The sequence below is a fragment of the Acinetobacter piscicola genome, from assembly GCF_015218165.1.
GTDB classification, from domain to species: domain Bacteria; phylum Pseudomonadota; class Gammaproteobacteria; order Pseudomonadales; family Moraxellaceae; genus Acinetobacter; species Acinetobacter piscicola_A.
This window is the reverse complement of record NZ_CP048659.1, coordinates 280,398-298,839: the sequence shown is the minus strand read 5'-3', so window position 1 is coordinate 298,839 and position 18,442 is coordinate 280,398. Positions and strand designations below refer to the sequence as shown.

13 protein-coding genes and 1 pseudogene are annotated in these 18,442 nt (G+C 38.7%); 7 read left to right on the top strand and 7 right to left on the bottom strand.

The window, feature by feature from the left end; translation table 11 throughout:
- Positions 1-22 precede the first annotated feature (22 nt).
- The 5 genes and pseudogenes from pilQ to G0028_RS01430 form a co-directional block, all read right to left on the bottom strand.
- On the bottom strand, positions 23-2,188 hold the full coding sequence (pilQ, locus tag G0028_RS01450) for a type IV pilus secretin PilQ family protein (RefSeq protein ID WP_180044974.1): 2,166 nt from the start codon (positions 2,186-2,188) through the stop codon (positions 23-25).
- Positions 2,189-2,204: 16 nt separating this feature from the next.
- The gene (locus G0028_RS01445) at positions 2,205-2,732 is read right to left on the bottom strand and encodes a pilus assembly protein PilP (protein WP_130074428.1); all 528 of its coding nucleotides are present in this window, start codon (positions 2,730-2,732) and stop codon (positions 2,205-2,207) included.
- A gap of 145 nt (positions 2,733-2,877) precedes the next feature.
- Positions 2,878-3,541: pseudogene (locus tag G0028_RS01440) on the bottom strand (type 4a pilus biogenesis protein PilO); the annotation flags it as partial.
- Positions 3,538-4,170, bottom strand: a complete 633-nt coding sequence (locus G0028_RS01435) for a PilN domain-containing protein (protein ID WP_130074426.1) — start codon at positions 4,168-4,170, stop codon at positions 3,538-3,540. The gene G0028_RS01435 and the pseudogene G0028_RS01440, both read right to left, overlap by 4 nt.
- Positions 4,170-5,228 (bottom strand): pilus assembly protein PilM, encoded by a 1,059-nt coding sequence (locus G0028_RS01430; protein WP_130074425.1) that lies wholly within the window; start codon positions 5,226-5,228, stop codon positions 4,170-4,172. The genes G0028_RS01435 and G0028_RS01430 overlap by 1 nt, the downstream gene beginning before the upstream one ends.
- A gap of 161 nt (positions 5,229-5,389) precedes the next feature.
- Here G0028_RS01430 and ponA point away from each other — a divergent pair, with 161 nt between their 5' ends.
- Complete coding sequence (gene ponA / locus G0028_RS01425) at positions 5,390-7,963, top strand: penicillin-binding protein PBP1a (protein ID WP_174493486.1); 2,574 nt, start codon at positions 5,390-5,392, stop codon at positions 7,961-7,963.
- Between the two features lie 443 nt (positions 7,964-8,406).
- Here the strand turns inward: ponA and G0028_RS01420 are convergent, their stop codons facing one another.
- On the bottom strand, positions 8,407-9,996 hold the full coding sequence (locus G0028_RS01420) for a TerC family protein (RefSeq protein ID WP_180044976.1): 1,590 nt from the start codon (positions 9,994-9,996) through the stop codon (positions 8,407-8,409).
- Positions 9,997-10,351: 355 nt separating this feature from the next.
- On the opposite strand from G0028_RS01420, the gene G0028_RS01415 reads away from it, so the two are divergent.
- Positions 10,352-10,975, top strand: a complete 624-nt coding sequence (locus G0028_RS01415) for a TIGR00730 family Rossman fold protein (RefSeq protein WP_174493488.1) — start codon at positions 10,352-10,354, stop codon at positions 10,973-10,975.
- Positions 10,976-11,038: 63 nt separating this feature from the next.
- Here the strand turns inward: G0028_RS01415 and G0028_RS01410 are convergent, their stop codons facing one another.
- Positions 11,039-12,004, bottom strand: coding sequence for a hypothetical protein (locus tag G0028_RS01410; protein WP_180044977.1), 966 nt, complete (start codon positions 12,002-12,004; stop codon positions 11,039-11,041).
- Between the two features lie 402 nt (positions 12,005-12,406).
- Between G0028_RS01410 and mdtD the strand changes: the two genes are divergently transcribed.
- The 5 genes from mdtD to creC all read left to right on the top strand — a co-directional run bounded on the left by mdtD (position 12,407) and on the right by creC (position 18,365).
- On the top strand, positions 12,407-13,798 hold the full coding sequence (mdtD, locus tag G0028_RS01405) for a multidrug transporter subunit MdtD (protein WP_180044978.1): 1,392 nt from the start codon (positions 12,407-12,409) through the stop codon (positions 13,796-13,798).
- Positions 13,799-13,874: 76 nt separating this feature from the next.
- Complete coding sequence (locus G0028_RS01400) at positions 13,875-14,627, top strand: GH25 family lysozyme (protein ID WP_130074419.1); 753 nt, start codon at positions 13,875-13,877, stop codon at positions 14,625-14,627.
- Positions 14,628-14,722: 95 nt separating this feature from the next.
- Positions 14,723-15,778 (top strand): DNA polymerase IV, encoded by a 1,056-nt coding sequence (gene dinB, locus G0028_RS01395; RefSeq protein WP_130074418.1) that lies wholly within the window; start codon positions 14,723-14,725, stop codon positions 15,776-15,778.
- A gap of 363 nt (positions 15,779-16,141) precedes the next feature.
- The gene (gene creB / locus G0028_RS01390) at positions 16,142-16,882 is read left to right on the top strand and encodes a two-component system response regulator CreB (RefSeq protein ID WP_180044979.1); all 741 of its coding nucleotides are present in this window, start codon (positions 16,142-16,144) and stop codon (positions 16,880-16,882) included.
- A gap of 1 nt (position 16,883) precedes the next feature.
- Positions 16,884-18,365 (top strand): two-component system sensor histidine kinase CreC, encoded by a 1,482-nt coding sequence (gene creC, locus G0028_RS01385; RefSeq protein ID WP_180044980.1) that lies wholly within the window; start codon positions 16,884-16,886, stop codon positions 18,363-18,365.
- The last annotated feature ends 77 nt before the right edge of the window (positions 18,366-18,442 follow it).

The window sequence follows — 18,442 nt, the reverse complement described above, 5'->3', positions numbered from 1 at the left end:
AATTGCTGTCATTGAAAGTATATTAATGATTTCTACTACGACTGTCATTAATAATTCGAGGAGTCACAAAGATTAACAACTCTCGTTTGTTTTCAACTTTAGCATCATTACGGAATAAACGCCCGATATAAGGTAAATCACCAAAGAATGGAACTTTCGTCGTTTTATTTGATGTTTCTTGTTCAAAAATACCACCTAACACCACAGTTTCACCATTATCAACAAGCACATTGGTATTGATTTCATTTTTATTTAAAATCACTTCACCATTTGGTGCTGTATCACCACGTGAATCGCTGGTAATGTTCAATTGCATTTGAACTTTCCCATCAGGTGTAATACTTGGTGTCACATCTAAACTCAGTAATGCATCTTTAAATTCAGTGGTTGCTGTTGAACCCGCAGCAGAATTTGTTGTTGTGGTATATGGAATTTGTTGACCTGAAGACACTTTCGCTTTTTGCTTATCTGCTGTCATGACTTTTGGTGTCGAAATTACCTCACCATAACCATCTGCTTGTAAAGCAGATAATTCTAAATCCAACATAAAATCAGACAAACTAATCAAACCAAATGCAATTTTACCTGCAGCATTGGCCACACCTAAGTCAACGTTTAGGTTATCTGGACGAGTAACGGTAATTTTTCCATCATCATCAGGGGTTTTTAAATCCCAAAGCGATTGGTCACTCCCACCAACCAGCAAGTCATTATTACGTGGTACACCTTGCGATAAAATCCCCCATTTTACGCCCATCTCTTTCGAGAAACCCGTAGATGCACGGACAATACGTGCTTCAATCATCACTTGCTTTACAGACACATCAAGCAAATCGACCATTTTACGAACTTTATCAATATTCTGTGCAGTATCATTGATAATCAATGTATTGGTTCGTGTATCTGCAACAGCACTACCACGTGAACTAAGTAAACTTTCAAGTGCTAATGAGTCAGTATTTGTAGTGCCATTTGTCTGTGCATTTTTAACGTTGCGCGAATCCTCTAATAATTTTAGTACATCGGCAACTTTGGCATAACTGAGTTGAATGTATTCAGTTTGAATCGGTGCGAGTTTAATGCTCTGCGCAATCGCTTTAGCTTCATCTTCTTCTGACTTGATCAACTCAGGTACAGGTGCAATCCAAATCACATCACCACTACGGCGTTTGTCCAAGTTTTTGGTTTTCAGGATAATATCAAGTGCCTGATCCCAAGGGACATCTTTTAAACGTAAGGTAATATTGCCTTGCACAGAGTCTGCAGCAACCATGTTTACTCCGGTAAAATCAGCCAATAACTGCAATACACGGCGTACTTCAATATCTTGGAAGTCTAAAGAGATTTTCTTACCTGTATACGTTTGACTTGAACTCGGTTTGTTTGGACGTGTGTCTTCAGGGCGTTTCAGACTGACTGTGAGTTTATCTTCAGCTTGGTATGCCATATATTCATAGCTACCAGTGGACTGAATGGTAATCACACCATTATTACCATCATTGTGTGCATCAATAGTTGCTACAGGTGTTGCAAAATCATTGACATTTAAACGGCGAATTAAGTGTGTCGGAATTTTATTACCTAACACGCGCACAACAACTTTACTGCCCTGTTGTTGTACATCGACAGGAGTATTCACACCTGCCAAATTGATACTCACCTGACCTTCACCTTTGCTACCACGTTGGAAGCCAATATCCGATACACCTTGTGCAGATTTTGCTGTTGCTGGTGCAAAATTTTCAAGAGTATTGCTTTGATTGGCACTATTAATTTTTAAAATAAAAGTATTGCCTTCAACACGTGTTGTGAAAGTACTTTTATTATTGAGATTAACAGTCAAACGTGAACGCTGTGCATCCGAAGCAACATTAACTGCCGAAGCTTCTGAAGTAGACACAGGAATTGCTGCTTGTGTTAATCCTTGTTTCGTATCATTAAAGTCAAGTACTAAGCGAGAGGGTGACTCTAATTGGTATGCTTGAGGTTGTGGTGGTAAACCATTAAACATGACACGAATTTCTGTACCTTGCCCAGGTAGTTGCATGGGTACTACATTGGTCATTGTCACTTGTGCAGCAGCTGCTTGCATCACCGCAATCGATACTGCCGCCATTGAAAATTGACGTAAATAAGTGTTCATAAATATGCCGTCCCCACCCCAAAAGTTTTTAATGCTATTTTTCATTTTTATTCCTTCATGCTCAATCTAACTGACCAATCAAGACTAGACTACGTGGTCGTTCAATATAACCATCACGCCCGTCAGGTATAATCTCTAATAAATCAATTCGTGTCGGAGTGATTGAAATAATTCGCCCCTGATTCATTCCCAAATAGTTGCCTATTTGCACACGTTCTACTTCTCTATCAGGTGTTTGAATTAGACCCACGATTTGCCCTGAATTTGATTTCATACTGCCTTTAAAACTTAAGGTTTCAAGTGCATAACTTTCTAAAGGTTGTGGCTGTCTTGAGAAGTTTGGATACACACGCTTCCCTGACATAATTTTCAATTCATTTGCCAATGAACTCGGTAGAAATGGGCTGCGTAATTGTTGAGCAGAATAGTTAAAGCTTGGCACAGGCTCAAAAGTCGGCGCAGGTTCAATCGGTAATGGCGGTTGATTTCGAATTTCTGCCATTTGTTGATTGACTGCATCAATACGTGAATCACATCCAACCAATAAAACAGCAAGAGAGAGTCCACTGATTAATTTAAATAAATTCATGCTTATCTTCTCCCCTTGTTATTTGTTGTTTGTGAAGAGTTATTTGAGCTTGAAGTTGTACTTGCTGCTGATGATGAAGTCGTTGTTGCTGTCGTACTTGTATCAGAAGCGACTTGACCAGAAGCAGGTGTAGTTTCAATATCTGTACCGATGTAACGATAAGTCTTAGCTTTTAAAACATAATTGACTAAAGGCACATCAGACTTCGCATCTTTTGGCGCTTCAGCTGTAATGGTAAAATCATGCAACGTCACAATTCGCGGTAAAGCAGCAATACTGCTCACAAAACCACCAAAAGAATGATAATCGCCTGTTGCTTCAATTGAAATCGGTTGTTCAATAAAAAATTCTTGCTGAATTTCATCTTCGAGTCTGATGTTTTTAAATTTCAAACCAGAACTCACACCTGTGACGTTAATATCTTCAACCAAACCTGGGATTTCAGTTTCTTTCGGCAACTGCTCCAACTGTTGTGTAAAGTCCATTTGCATTTGCTGCAATTGTGCTTGATATTGTTGAAGGTTTCTAAGTTTTGAATCTTTTTCTTTAAATTCATTTAATAAGGTTTGTTCTTGTGCACGCGCTGAATCAATCGCATCAAGTTTTGGTTTGATCACCAGAAAATAACCAATTGCACACACGACAAATAGGATAAATAACCAACAGGTAATTTTGACCGAAATTGGCCAGCTCCCGTAGTTATTCATATCTAAAGTATTAAATTGCTGAAAAAATTTATCTACAGACATTTTTTTCTTTTGCGGAGTATCTTTGACTGAATCTGCTTTTTCAAGATCTAAACGACTCATTTAGCACCTCCAGCTGCTTGTGCTTGTTCTGCATCAGGTTTCGCCGCTTGTGCAATTTCCCCGATATCCACACTCACAACAAAACTTCCATAAGATTCTTCAGCTCTCGGGACAACCGAAGTCGCTGGTTTATTTTTGTTTTCTTCTGCCGCCAAGAATGAATTCATGAAGGCATTTCGATACCATTCTGATGCTTCTAAACCACGTAAAAAATCTGCGACCGTATTTGGACTTTCTGCTTTACCTTCAATGGTAAACTTATCTCCAGTCCGACTAAATTTAGTGATATACATTGCAGGTGGTACAACACGAACTAACTCATCCACTAAACGCACAGTTACAGGACGCTGCCCTTGTAAACCTTGAATTAGTTTCATACGTTCAATAATCGCATTACGCTGTTCTTGCAAACCATCTAATGTTTTTAATTGCGTATCCAAGTTCTGATTAGTGCTAGTAACCAATTGATTTGCTTGTTCTTGATCATCTAATCTTTGATTAAAATACATCCAAGCCAATAATACGATGATAAACCCCAATACAGCGATTCCAATACTAATCGCAACAAATTGCTTTTTTCGTTGTTCTCTTAGTTCTTCACGCCATGGGAGTAAATTAATCTTTGCCATTAATCAAAACTCCTCATTGCTAAGCCACATGCGACCATTAAGGAAGGTGCATCATTTTCTATTTTTTTCAAATCGATTTGTGGTGAAAAACCCATTTGTAAGAAAGGATTTGCCACAGTGACTCGATAACCCAATTTTTGTTGTAATAATTTCGCAAGTCCTGGAATATTGGCATTGCCTCCAGCCAATAAAATATGATCAATTTCATTAAATTGAGAGGATGAGAAAAAGAATTGTAATGAGCGTGCTGCTTGTTGAACAACAGCTTCCAAAAATGGAATCAACACTTCTGTTTCATAGTCATCAGGCAATGAGCGATCTTTTTTGGCACGGCCCGCTTCTTCATAAGAAAGACCATAACGCGCTTGTACATCTTGGGTCAGCTGTTTCCCCCCAAAGACTTGTTCACGCGTATAGATAATTTTACCGTTTTGCATGACAGACAGTGTAGTCATGGTATGCCCGATATCTAAGATCCCGACCATATTCGCGCCAATAGGTAAAGTATCCGCGAATACTTCAAAGGCACGCTCCATGCAATAGCTCTCTGTATCAACCACTTTTGCAGTCAATCCAGTAATCTCAAGTACTTCAACGCGCGAGTCGACATTTTCAGTACGTGTTGCAACAAGCAATACATTCACCCGATTTGGGTTAGGTAACTTGTCAGGTAAAACCTCAAAGTCTAGACTGACTTCATCTAATGGGAATGGAATATATTGCTCTGCATCCATACGAATTTGAACTTCGCGTTCTTCATCGTTCATGTCTGCATCCATTTCAATGACTTTTTGAATCACCATAGAGTTAGTCACTGCTACAGCCGCATTCGTGGATTGAGGATTGGCAATATTCATCGCACGCTCTAAAGCATCCGAAACTGCTTCTGGGTTGAGAATATTCTTCTCAACCACACTTCCATCTAACAATGGACTTAATCCATAGCTTTCCACCCAATAACGACCGTTTTTAACAGAGAGTTCTAATATCTTTACAGAGGTTGAACTGATATCTACCCCTATAAGCCCCTTAACTTGCTTACGACTTATTCTAAGCACGACAGAATTCCTATTATTTTTATCCCCAAAAACGTCACAAACTGATTGCAATTGGTCTAAATTTTTTATAGATACAATAAGTCATCTAACAATCTGCTAAACGAAAAGCTATACTGACCATCAATTAGTTTGCTATTAGCTCTTATTAAAACTTACTTGTTATGAAAAAGCTATCTCGATCAGGGTATGTTCATCCATTTTTTTTGCTGATTATCATTATTTTAATAGCAATCCCGATGGGTTTTTATGGAATGTACCTCTATATTGCACCATCTTTACCAGAAATGAGCTCTTTAAAAAAGGCGCCATTACTTAAACCTATGCAGGTATATACTGCGGATAATCAATTAATTGCGGAATATGGTGGCAAACTTTCTGTACCCGTTGAATACAATCAAATCCCAAAAAACTTTATTCATGCGTTCTTGGCTGCTGAAGATTCATCTTTTTTTGAACATAGCGGTGTAAGTTTTAAAGGTTTAGGGCGTGCTGTCAGTGAATCTGTCACTGGTGGTGCACAAACAGGTGGTTCAACGATCACCATGCAGGTGGCTAAGAATTATTATTTATCACCTGAACGTACTTTAAAACGAAAATTAACAGAAGTTTTTTTAGCAAGAAAGATTGAACAAAATTTATCAAAAGAAGAAATTATGACACTTTATGTCAATAAAATCTTTTTAGGTAAAAATGCTTATGGGATCGCAGCGGCAGCAAAAATTTATTATGACAAGAGCTTAGATCAACTCAGTATTGCGCAGATGGCAATGATTGCTGGATTACCCAAAGCACCTTCAAAATATAATCCTGTTGCTAATCCTGAACGTGCTTTAGAACGCCGTAATTGGATTTTAGGACGTATGTTGCAATTGGGGTATATCAATCAAGCACAATACAACAAAGCTGTAGCAGAACCTGTCAGCTTGAGTATGCCTGACCGTGGTATAAACAATAAGTTTCCATATGTTGGTGAAATGGTTCGTTCCGAATTGGTTGAAAAATTTGGCGAAATTGCAGTAGATTCTGGCTATAAAGTCTATACGACGATTGATAGCAAACGTCAACAATATGCTGAAGATGCTGTACAAAAAGGCTTAGAAGATTATGACCGTCGTCATGGTTGGCGTGGTCCAGAAGCACATGATAAGCCTCTTAATGAGTTTTTACCATATGCGAACACCTATCCTGCTGAAGTGGTTAAAGTCTATGCCAATAGTTTTGATGCGCTAATGCAAGATGGCTCTAAAGTCACTGTTCCTTGGTCAGGCATGTCATGGGTCCGTCCATATCGTAATGCCAATAGCGTTGGTGGTGGATATAGCCGTGCATCACAGATTGTCAAAGTCAAAGATATTATTCGTTTACGTCCTAATGATGAAAAAACTGCGTGGGCATTGGTTCAAGTGCCTAAAGTTCAGGGACAATTGATTGCAATCAATCCGAATGATGGTGCGATCGAGGCCATTGTCGGTGGTTATAACTTTTATCAATCTAAATTTAATCGAGCTTTACAAGGTTGGCGTCAACCTGGTTCTACAATTAAGCCTTTCATCTATGCATTGGCACTTGAGCGCGGTATGACACCTTATAGTATGGTGAATGATAATCCTATTACCATCGGACGTTGGACACCGAAAAACTCAGATGGTCGTTATTTGGGTATGATTCCTTTGCGCCGAGCGTTGTATTTATCACGAAATACGGTATCAGTACGTTTATTGCAAAGTGTTGGTGTAGAGCGTGCACGTCAATTATTAATGGACTTTGGTTTACAAGAGGATCAAATTCCACGTAACTTCACCATTGCTTTAGGTACACCGCAAGTTTTGCCTGTGCAAATGGCAACAGGTTATGCTGCAATTGCCAATGGTGGGTATCGTGTACAACCGCATTTCATCAGCCGTATTGAAGATGCATATGGCAAAACCATCTATGAAGCCAAACCTGAATATGCATGTATCTCATGTATTAATGAAAAAGATACAGATGTTGATGCAGAAGCAACAACCCCTGATGATGAAGTCATTGAAATGACCAATCAAACTGTAGAAGAAACACCTGCGCCTAAAGCGCTCAGTAAAGAAGAGCAAAGCCAATATCGTCAAGCACAACGTATTTTAAAATCACAATCTGCTTATGATATGGCCAATATTTTGCGTGATGTTATTGTACATGGTACAGGTCGTGCTGCATTGAAAATTGGTCGTAGTGATATTGGCGGGAAAACAGGTACAACCAATGATGCAAAAGATGCTTGGTTTGCTGGGTTTAATGGTAAGTTAGTGACGATTGCTTGGGTGGGTTTTGATAAACCATCAACCCTTGGTCGCCGTGAATACGGTGGTATTGCTGCACTTCCAATTTGGACTAACTTCATGGGTAAAGCTCTCGAAGGGACACCATCAGCATGGGTACATTTCGATAAAAATGCTAAAGACCCAGTTTCAAGAGAACAACGTGGTCTATCTGAAAATGGAGAAAATACGCAAGCGAAGAAAGAACAGTATCGCACCTCACCACCATTAGCACGACCTATTTATCGTCCTGCACCTGTGGCACCTGTTCGTAATCCATCCAATGACTTTGATGATTTACCAGGCCAAAGTAATGATGTAGAGCGCGTATTAACACCTACACGTCAAGCACCACCTGCGATGAATAATTCGCACTCTCAATCCTCTAATCATCAAGAATCACATGATTCTTTAGAAAAATTGATCAATGAAGTGCAATAAACTGCTATAAGGCATGCATAAAAAGAGCGTATTTGATATACGCTCTTTTTTATTACCCTATGTAAATATCAAATAAAAAATTAAAAAGAGCATTAATGAATACACTTAAAATCAGTATAGTTATCAGCCTTTCGCTTATTGCAAAAAATTGCTAAACATATATTTTTTATAATTTTAAAATCAAAACCCTTCGTTTACGTTCGCTATATTCTTTTCTAATTTCAAACAATGACCTTAGCGTGAATGCAAGAACAAGTAAACGACATAGCTCATATCGCTTCATACAATCGCATCACCAACCAGAAAATGGCGCTTATAAAAAATCACTTTCAAAATGCAGATCAATTGCAAAGATGATGATAAGAGTGCAATACAAGCTATTTTTCAAACAAAAAAATAAGCTGCACACGGCAGCTTATTGCAGAGAAGATGATTTAAAACGATCAATCATCATCTTGTGGTTTTTCCAAGGGCACAATATGAACTTTATCAATCTTATGTCCATCCATTGTGACCACTTCAAACATATAGCCATCTGCTTCAAACTTCACACCACTTTCAGGCAAACGACCTAAGTGAAATAAAATATAGCCAGACAGTGTTGAATATTGTTCAGACTCATCAACAAGATCTCGTCCTAAAAGTAAAGACACATGACGAATGTCAGTTGACCCTTCAAGCATCAATGAACCATCTTCTAAACTTTCAGCTGCAGCCTCTAATTCATCTTCATCAGGGAATTCACCTGCGATCGCTTCTAACACATCGATGGGTGTAGCAATCCCTTCGATTGAACCATATTCATTCAGTACAATTGCCATCTGTAAAGGAGCTTGACGTAATTGCTCCATCACCATCAATACTTGTGCATTTTCGTGCACAATTACAGGCTCTCGTAAATGTTTTTCGAAATCTAAAATACCCGTTTCAATATAATCGTTGAGTACTTTATGGGTGGGTACAATCCCTGCGATATTGTCCAATTCACCATGTGCCAAGATCAAACGTGAATGTGCCATCGACATTAAATTTGCTTTAATAGTGGCTTCATCTTCATCTAAATCTAACCACTCTAGCTCTGGACGTGGTGTCATCACTGACTTTACAGGACGCTCAGATAAACCTAAAACACCTTGCACCATGACACTATGATAAGCACTATTTTCTGAATCAAAGATTTCATCAGCTAAAGCTTGTGTCGCAAGAACATCTTCAGGCTTATGACTTTGAATATCAGAACTTGCCGCACTTTTTCCACCTAACATACGCATCACTGCGGAAGCTGTACGAAAGCGTAAATCTGTAGTCGTTACTGATTTTTCTTGGTTTTTACGCATGGTTTGGTTAAAGAACTCAATCATGACTGAGAAACCAATCGCTGCATATAAGTAGCCTTTTGGAATGTGATAACCAAATCCTTCCACAATGAGCGAGAAGCCGATCATCATCAAGAAACATAAACATAAAATCACGATGGTTGGATGCTTATTCACAAACTCCATCAATGGCTTAGATGCCCATAGCATGATGCCCACGGCGATTACAACTGCAATCATCATCACAGAGAGTTCTTTCACCATGCCCACGGCAGTAATGACACTGTCTAATGAAAATACTGCATCCAATACCACGATCTGAACAATTACCATCCAAAAAGCGGCATGTACAGGATTTTCTTCTTTGATCGGACCATGACTTTCGAGCTGTTCTCGCAGTTCCATTGTGCCTTTAAACAGTAGGAACACACCACCAAACAGTAGAATCAAATCTCGCCCTGAAAATGGATGTTCTAAAATATAGAATAAAGGATTGGTCAGCGTAATTACCCATGCAATGGACGCTAACAAGACCATCCGCATACACAATGCGAGCATTAGCCCTAAAATACGTGCTTTATTACGTTGTTCAGGGGGCAATTTTTCTGCAAGAATTGCAATAAAAACAAGGTTATCAATCCCAAGAACGATTTCTAGGACCACAAGCGTTGCCAAACCCACCCATGCGGAAGGATCGGACATCCATTCTAAAATCATGACTGTACCTCTCTAGACCAGAGAAGCACGATGCTTTTGCGTAAACTGCAGCTTAGATTCAATGGATGGAATACTTTTGTTATGTGAGAAGAATATGTTTTTTCGGAGCGATGACAACCACTACCCATGTTGATTCATTTGTTTGTTGTAAAACAGATGCCAATTATATCAAGACTCTTTAGGAATTCATCCTTTTTTTCAAAATCTCTATAAATCAGGCTTTTCACAGTAAATTCAAACACAATACATTACAAAACATTGCAAACAAAACATAACTGCATACAACCTTGTCATATTTATGGCGTAGAATCATAATGAAAAATAAAGATTTAATGATGAAGGTGAAAAATAATTTATGAATAATGCATTAAGCAATCCACTTGATCCAACTCTATTAGCCGAACATCAAACAACACAAGTTTTAATTGCGCTCTATTGTGGTTCACGCTTTGGTCATCACCCGATTTATCAAGAAAAAGCCATTCATTTGGCAACCGGTATTGCTGAACATGGTTTTGGTATTGTCTATGGTGGTGCAAGTATTGGCTTGATGGGACAAGTTGCAGATACAGTCACTGAACATGGCGGAGAAGTTGTTGGCGTCATTCCTGAGTTTATGTTGGACTATGAAGTTGCGCATAAAAATCTAACGGAATTACATATTGTTAAAAATATGCATGCTCGAAAAGCCATGATGGCAGAGCGTGCGAGTGCTTTTGTTGCGCTACCTGGCGGTTTAGGAACATTTGAAGAAATTTTAGAAATTGCCACTTGGGGGCAACTTAATCAACACCAAAAACCAATGATGTTATATAACGTCAATGGTTTTTATAACCACATGATTGCACAGCTTGATCATGCAGTTCAGGAAGGTTTTTTACCGCCACAACACCGTGCAAAATTAATCGTTTGTGAAACAGAAGATGAAATTTTCTCTGCCATTCGTAATTTACATGCACCGAAAAAATTTGTGATTTAAACTTTTAGACAAAGCAGTCAAACAAAAAATCGAGCCAACGACTCGATTTTTTAATTTCAATATTTAAGATGTGATCCAACCATATAACCATGGCAATGCCGTTGCTAATAAAATACTGACCACCAAACCAAACATTAATTTCATTGCATCCTTACTGACATTACGAGACGTCCGATACTTATTGACTTCGTTTAAATGCATTGCCATAGCAAACTCACGCCCTGCCAGCAAACCTAAAAACACCCATGTCGTACTCATGGGAATATTGCTCACTTCTTTAAAAATCAAAAGAATGAATGCATACATAAAGTCAATAATGGTTGCAGAGCGCACATCTTGCACTCCAGTTTTGGTATCAATGATATTTTGAATTGCCCCACCACGCTGATAGAACACTACGCCAAGTAACGTAATAAATACCACGATCGCAAATAACATAAACCACAACGGCACAACACGCGGTACATAAACGAAGATATTTGCCAAATCTTGAATTAACCACTGACTCCATAAAAAGCCTGTTGCTACCCACTGAATGGCAATCCACGTTTTGGGTGTGGGTTCATGTCGTGTTTCACTAAAATAAATCGTGACTTTTTTCACCACAAAACGATAAATCAAAATAGCCGCAACAAATGCAACGGCATATCCCATCATCGACTTCGTCAGCATGGCACTCAAACTGCTTGGTGAAAAAATGGTGAGTACTAAAAATGTAGTACTGACAGGAATACCAAAACGCGTAAGAAATAACAAAATGAGAGGTGGAATCACATACAACCATGTCATGCCCTCTTTGGGAAATGGAATCGTTTCTAATCGCCCATAAGATGCATCCCCCACACCTGATACCCACCAGCCATACAGCAGTACAAGGGTTAAAATCGTACTAGTATATAACCATAACATCCACCAAGGACGATGAGCATTGGAGGAAATAAATGTTCCTAAAGTCTGTGGTACGTCGTTGCCCACAATTGAATAAGCTGCTAAACAAAAGCCAATGATCATTAAAATATCAATGCTCACAGTGCCATACCTTTATGTAGACGCATATACGACATTCTTCAATTTGATAAAGTATGCGAGATTATGACACTTTTATGAATTTACAAAATTTAAATTTCTCATATTCTGCAAAAATCAAAAGAAAAACGCAGAAATAATAGTTATAAGCATTTGAAAATGATAAATAATGATTAAAATAATAGATCGAATACACTACCTTGTTAACACCATATGCAAAAACCAGTGGGATCAAGTTTTAGGCCTATTGTATACACAGTCGCTCAATAGATCTGTGGATTGTGGTTATCATGCCCCCCCTTAATGAAATGATGAGCATTTATTCACCCAAAACCAAACATGCTTTTTACAGCTTTCATATAACGTTTACTTTAGAATATTAAAAAATCTAACTTTTGCAGAGCTATGACCACCACGCCATCGCATCAAAAATTACAGCCTGAGTTTTATCTATTGGTCTTTTTGGTGTCCATTGGCTTTTTCATGCAAGGTTTAGACACCACCATTATCAATACTGCACTCCCCTCTATGGCAGAAAGTTTGCAGGAAGATCCATTACGCATGCATGGTGTGGTGATCAGTTATGTACTATCCGTTGCAGCCTGTATTCCACTCAGTGGCTGGCTTGCTGATCGTTTTGGTGTGAGAAATGTTTTCTTTGCTGCCATTGTGATTTTTACACTCGCCTCTCTCGGTTGTGCATTTTCAAGTAGTTTCAATACTTTAATTGCATTTCGAGTACTACAAGGTATTGGTGGTGCATTGCTCCTGCCGGTTGGTCGTTTGGCAATGTTACGCATTATTCCCCGTGAACAGTTTTTGTCTGCGATGAGTTTAATGAGTTTGGCGGGTTTAATGGGACCACTCATGGGACCAACTTTAGGTGGTTGGTTGGTAGAGTTTGCTTCATGGCATTGGATTTTCCTGATCAATTTACCCATTGGACTGTTAGGCATATTTGTTACTTTTAAAGCCATGCCCAATGCCACCGAACCTTCAGTGAAAAAGTTTGACTTCAGTGGCTTTATTTTATTGGTCATTGCGATGGTAGGTATGGCATTGGGTATTGAAAATATTGCAAGTCGTGAAGTTTCAAAAAGCGTCAGTCTTGCTTTATTGATAAGCGGTTTGATTGCCGCCATAATCTATGCCTATCACGCCCATACCCATCAAAATGCACTATTTCGCAGTAAATTATTTAAGAATAAAATCTATGCCCTTGGCATTTTGGGCAATTTCTTTGCACGTTTCGGCAGCAATGCAATTCCATTTATTTTACCTTTGATGTTGCAAGTGGCTTTTCAGATGGAACCACTGATGACCGGCCTTATGCTGACACCCATCGTATTGGGCTCGCTCTTTTCTAAACCGATCATCCGTCCGATCATCTCTAAAATGGGTTATCGAAAATTCTTACTGATCAATACTTTTTTGGTCGGTGCATGTATTGCAAGTTTTGCACTGACCACAGCAGACACACCAACATGGCTAAGAGCATTACATTTCTTTGTTTTTGGCACGCTAAATTCTTTACAGTTTGTTGCCATGAATACATTAACCCTCAAAGACTTACCTCAACAAGATGCCAGCAGTGGTAATAGTTTTTTGTCCATGATCATGATGCTCTCGATGAGTATCGGAATTGCTTTAGCAGGAACCTTACTCAATGTGTTCACGCACTTTTTAGGTGAAGCACAGGTTACACAAGCCTTTCATTACACTTTGATTTGTTTAGGTTTAATCAACATTTTTACTGCTATCATTTTCTATCAGATCCCTAAAGATCAGGCGATTTAAAAGATAGCTCATCATGGTCATGGTTTTGCCAAACCGTTCACGTTAAACTATAAATCTCGCCTCTTTTAGAATGACAATGCTCAAAAACTCAGCCAAGACCACAAAGCTCACTCGTCATCGCATCGCATTGATCATGCTGATACTGTGCTGTGTGATCGGCTTCATTTTGATCATGTTACAGATTAAGATTGCCGCTGCTGAGCCTTATCCAATTCAAGGTTTTGATGTGTCACATCATCAAGGGCAAATTAATTGGCAAAAAATTTCACCACAACAATATCAATTCGTCTATCTCAAAGCCACAGAAGGCGGCGATTTTAAAGATACACAATTCCAAAACTATTGGCTCAAAGCACGAGAACGTGGCATGCGGGTAGGTGCTTATCATTTTTTCCGTCTGTGCCGTGAGGGTGAGATTCAAGCGCAAAATTTTATTGAAACTGTGCCAAACAAGCCTGATGCGCTACCGCCCGTCATCGATTTAGAATATGACAGTAACTGCATCAATATGTTTACGAAAGAACAACTGCTCAAACAAATCAAAACCATGCATGACCGTTTACAACAGCATTATGGTAAACAACCCATTTTTTATACTTCTAAAAATTTTTACAATATTATTTTAATCGGTGAATTTCAAACCACCCCGATTTGGATTCGTGAATACCACGATAAGCCAGACCTAAAAGACAAAAGACCTTGGACATTTTGGCAAACGACCAATCAAAGCAAAATTTCAGGTATCAATAAAAATGTAGATTTAAATGTTTTTTATGGTGATGAAACACAATGGCAGCAATTTTTGCAAAGCAACCATGTAAAACCTTAATGCAATAAAATATGACACATACAAATTTTAAAGATGAGTCCTCCTTCCAATTCAGTTAAGATAAAATCTATCTCGTCGCTTTGACTTGAGCATGTATGCGAAAAATCATTCATATTGATATGGACGCTTTCTACGCTTCAGTAGAATTGCGTGAACGCCCAGACCTCAGACACTTACCTGTTGTCATTTCCTCGCATCACCCACGGGCGGTAATTGCCGCAGCATCCTACCCTGCTCGTCAGTTTGGACTACGTTCTGCCATGTCGATGTCACAAGCCAAAAAACTGTGTCCTCAAGTTGTCGTCATCGAACCTCATTTTGAAAAATATCGAGAAGTTTCAGCACAAATTCATCAAATTTTCCAATACTACACCCCTCTCATTGAACCCTTATCTTTAGATGAAGCCTATTTAGATGTGACTGAAAATTTACACAATATTCCCAGTGCGACCGAAGTTGCTGAAAGGATCCGTGCTGATATTTTTCGTATCACAGGACTGACGGCGTCCGCAGGTGTTGCGCCCAATAAATTCCTCGCGAAAATTGCCTCTGACTGGCATAAACCGAATGGAATTTGCATCATAAAACCAAGCCAAGTACAACATTTCATTCATGATCTACCACTCAATAAAATTCCAGGTGTTGGCAAGGTCACGCAAGAAAAACTTAAAAATCTAAACTTAGAAACACTCGGAGATTTACAAAAAATCGAGGAAAACATACTCATTCAACATTTTGGCAAATATGGCAAGCAATTATTTTTATATGCGCAAGGCATTGATGAGCGTCCTGTACAAGCCGAACGGCAACGACAACAAATTTCCAATGAAACCACCTTTGATGATGATCTCACTTTGGAACAATGTAGCCCCTATTGGGACAATTTAATTGAGCGTGTATGGCGAAATTTAGATAAAAAAAACATGCAAGCACGTGGAGTGACGGTTAAATTAAAACTTAAAAATTTTCAGGTTTTACAACACAGTAAAAGCTTCAAACAGGCTTTAAATTCACAACATGATATGCAAAAAGTGGTGCAAATTTTATTATCAGAAATGCAGATTCCTGAACATTTTCAATTTCGCTTAATTGGTGTCGGACTGTATCAACTCTCAGCGCAACAAGAAGAATCACAATTATCGCTATGGTGATTTAGGAAAACTAAGAACCTCTGCAATCACCTGCCTATTTTTCAAGCAAATGGATTAATTTCAACCAAATATTCTCCCACCTGACTGAAAATTAGAGTACTCTATTTCGCGCAATACATTATCCATGTATCTGCTGAGTCAGTAGAAGTCACCAATACTTTTACTCTGCTGTCCTGTGATTGGCGTGACGATCAAATCCGAATGTTACAGGGCACTCAGAATAATATGGGTAAATTGTTCCCACCTTTGCACAATTCCGCATTTTAGTTTTTCTAAAGTTCACACAAACTTCATCTAAATTTCATTCGCCTAAAAGATTGATTTTCAGTACACTCAAATCGATTCAATGAAATTCTAAGTCCGATGAATAATAAAAAACAGATTTTATGTGTTGAAGATGATGCCGCTATTTTAATGCCTTTACGTTATGCACTTGAACGTGAAGATTGGCAAGTCACTTGGGCAAATACAGGCACACAAGCAATTGCCGATGTGCAACAACAAAACTTTGATTTTATTATTTTAGATGTGGGTTTACCCGACTTAAATGGCTTTGATGTCTGTAAAAAAATTCGTCAATTTAATCATACTCCATTGTTATTTTTAACAGCACGCGATGATGAAATTGATCGTATAGTCGGTTTAGAAATCGGTGCAGATGATTACTGTACAAAACCCTTTAGTTCACGGGAAATTGTCTCTCGCATCAAAGCCATTTGGCGCAGAATGGAAATTCAACATCAATTACAACATACGCCATCTAATGAAAATGTCCGTACTGAAATAACGATAGAGCCCCTCACAGCATCTGCTAAAGTTTGGCACTGTGTCGAAGAAGCTCTACAAATTTATTATTTTGGAACAATGTTGCAACTGACCCGTTATGAATATCGTTTATTGAAATTGTTCATTGATCATCCTGAACAGGTGTTTAGTCGGCAACAATTGATGGATCATATTTGGGAACATCCTGAACATAGTTTGGAACGCACAGTCGATACACATATCAAAAGTTTAAGACAAAAACTCAAACTGATTACAGCCATACACGATCCGATTCAAACTCATCGTGGTTTTGGTTATAGCCTAAAAAGAATGCAATAACATGTCCATTTTCATTCGTATTTGGTTTTTCTTTGGTTTGATCATTTTGCTCGGACTGTGGTTTATGTCCTATACATTTAACCAACAAGTCAAACCCAATGTACGCCAAGTGGTTGAAGATACACTTGCAGAAAATGCCAATATTATCGCGATGTTAGTCGCTGAAGATGTATATGAGCATAAAGTCAGTACGGCACAATTTGATCAAAAAATCCAACAAGCCCTGAACCGCAAACTCAATGCCACCATTTGGCAGCACAACAAAAAAGAGATTAACCAACAGATTTATATCACTGACGCAAAAGGCATTGTGATCTATGATTCTCAAGGCATCGCCACAGGACAAGATTATTCCCAATGGAATGATATCTATCTGACGTTACAAGGCAAATACGGCGTACGCTCAACCCGCAATTATGATATGAAAGGCAATGATCTTTGCAGCAGTAATAGCACCATGTTTATTGCTGCACCGATTTATTATCAGGTCAAGCAACAGCAGCAACTGATTGGCGTGGTCAGTATCGGTAAGCCAAATCGTTCTGTTCAACCTTATATTCAACGTTCTGAAAATCAGCTTTTCCGTCAAGCAGCATGGATTACGCTGCTGAGCTTATTTCTCGCCAGTTTGGTCGCTTATTGGCTCAAACACAGTATTGACCGTGTGCGTAAATATGCCCAAGCCCTTGCCCCTGTCAATCAAGCACCACATTTTCGTTCTGCACAAGAGTTAAATCTTGTTTCACAAGCGATTGAAACGATGAGAGAAAAACTTGAAGATCGTGCCTATGTCGAGCACTATGTCAACACACTCACGCATGAACTAAAAAGTCCATTAACCGCCATCCAAGCAAGTGCCGAATTACTTAAAGAAGATCTGCCTTTACAGCATCAACAGCAATTTGCCACTCATATCCATGAACAAAGTCAACGTCTAAAAATTTTGATTGATCGAATGCTCTTACTGACACGTTTAGAAAAATCTAAACATCAAATCGAACGCCAAACTTTTAATTTATCCGCGTTGATTCAACAGGTTTTGCAGCAATATACCAGTCAGATGCAGCATAAAAAAATTCAATGTTTACTTGAGATTGAAAATGAATGCATGATCCAAGCAGATCGTTTTTGGTTACAACAAACCATTGCCAATATCTTGGATAATGCTTTGGACTTCGTACCGCATTCAGCCAAAATTTTGCTTCAGCTACATCACAAAAAAAACCATCAGGGTATTGAATTTAAAATATTTAATGAAGGAGAATGGATTCCTGACTACGCCCTATCGCAAGTCTTTAATACTTATTTTTCTTTGCCTCGTCCGCTTTCACAACAACGGAGTTCAGGTATCGGGCTCAGTATCGTCAAACAAGTGATTGAACAACATCATGGGCAGATTTTCATTGAGAATATTCAGGAAAATCAAATCGCTGTGATTCAACCCCATCAACGGGGTGTCATGCTGAGTATTCAATTACCTTAAAATCATTGCACGAAAACTTCACCCAAACTTCATATAAAACTCAACAGCACATCAAATAAAATACATCAGCGTTTTAC

What these genes read in the sequence shown, in the direction of transcription:
- ponA (WP_174493486.1), top strand. Translation starts at nt 5,390, where the DNA reads ATGAAAAAGCTATCTCGATCAGGGTATGTTCATCCATTTTTTTTGCTG.
- creB (WP_180044979.1), top strand. Translation starts at nt 16,142, where the DNA reads ATGAATAATAAAAAACAGATTTTATGTGTTGAAGATGATGCCGCTATT.
- creC (WP_180044980.1), top strand. Translation starts at nt 16,884, where the DNA reads ATGTCCATTTTCATTCGTATTTGGTTTTTCTTTGGTTTGATCATTTTG.
- mdtD (WP_180044978.1), top strand. Translation starts at nt 12,407, where the DNA reads ATGACCACCACGCCATCGCATCAAAAATTACAGCCTGAGTTTTATCTA.
- G0028_RS01415 (WP_174493488.1), top strand. Translation starts at nt 10,352, where the DNA reads ATGAATAATGCATTAAGCAATCCACTTGATCCAACTCTATTAGCCGAA.
- pilQ (WP_180044974.1), bottom strand. Translation starts at nt 2,188, where the DNA reads ATGAAAAATAGCATTAAAAACTTTTGGGGTGGGGACGGCATATTTATG.
- G0028_RS01400 (WP_130074419.1), top strand. Translation starts at nt 13,875, where the DNA reads ATGCTCAAAAACTCAGCCAAGACCACAAAGCTCACTCGTCATCGCATC.
- dinB (WP_130074418.1), top strand. Translation starts at nt 14,723, where the DNA reads ATGCGAAAAATCATTCATATTGATATGGACGCTTTCTACGCTTCAGTA.
- G0028_RS01435 (WP_130074426.1), bottom strand. Translation starts at nt 4,170, where the DNA reads ATGGCAAAGATTAATTTACTCCCATGGCGTGAAGAACTAAGAGAACAA.
- G0028_RS01445 (WP_130074428.1), bottom strand. Translation starts at nt 2,732, where the DNA reads ATGAATTTATTTAAATTAATCAGTGGACTCTCTCTTGCTGTTTTATTG.
- G0028_RS01420 (WP_180044976.1), bottom strand. Translation starts at nt 9,996, where the DNA reads ATGATTTTAGAATGGATGTCCGATCCTTCCGCATGGGTGGGTTTGGCA.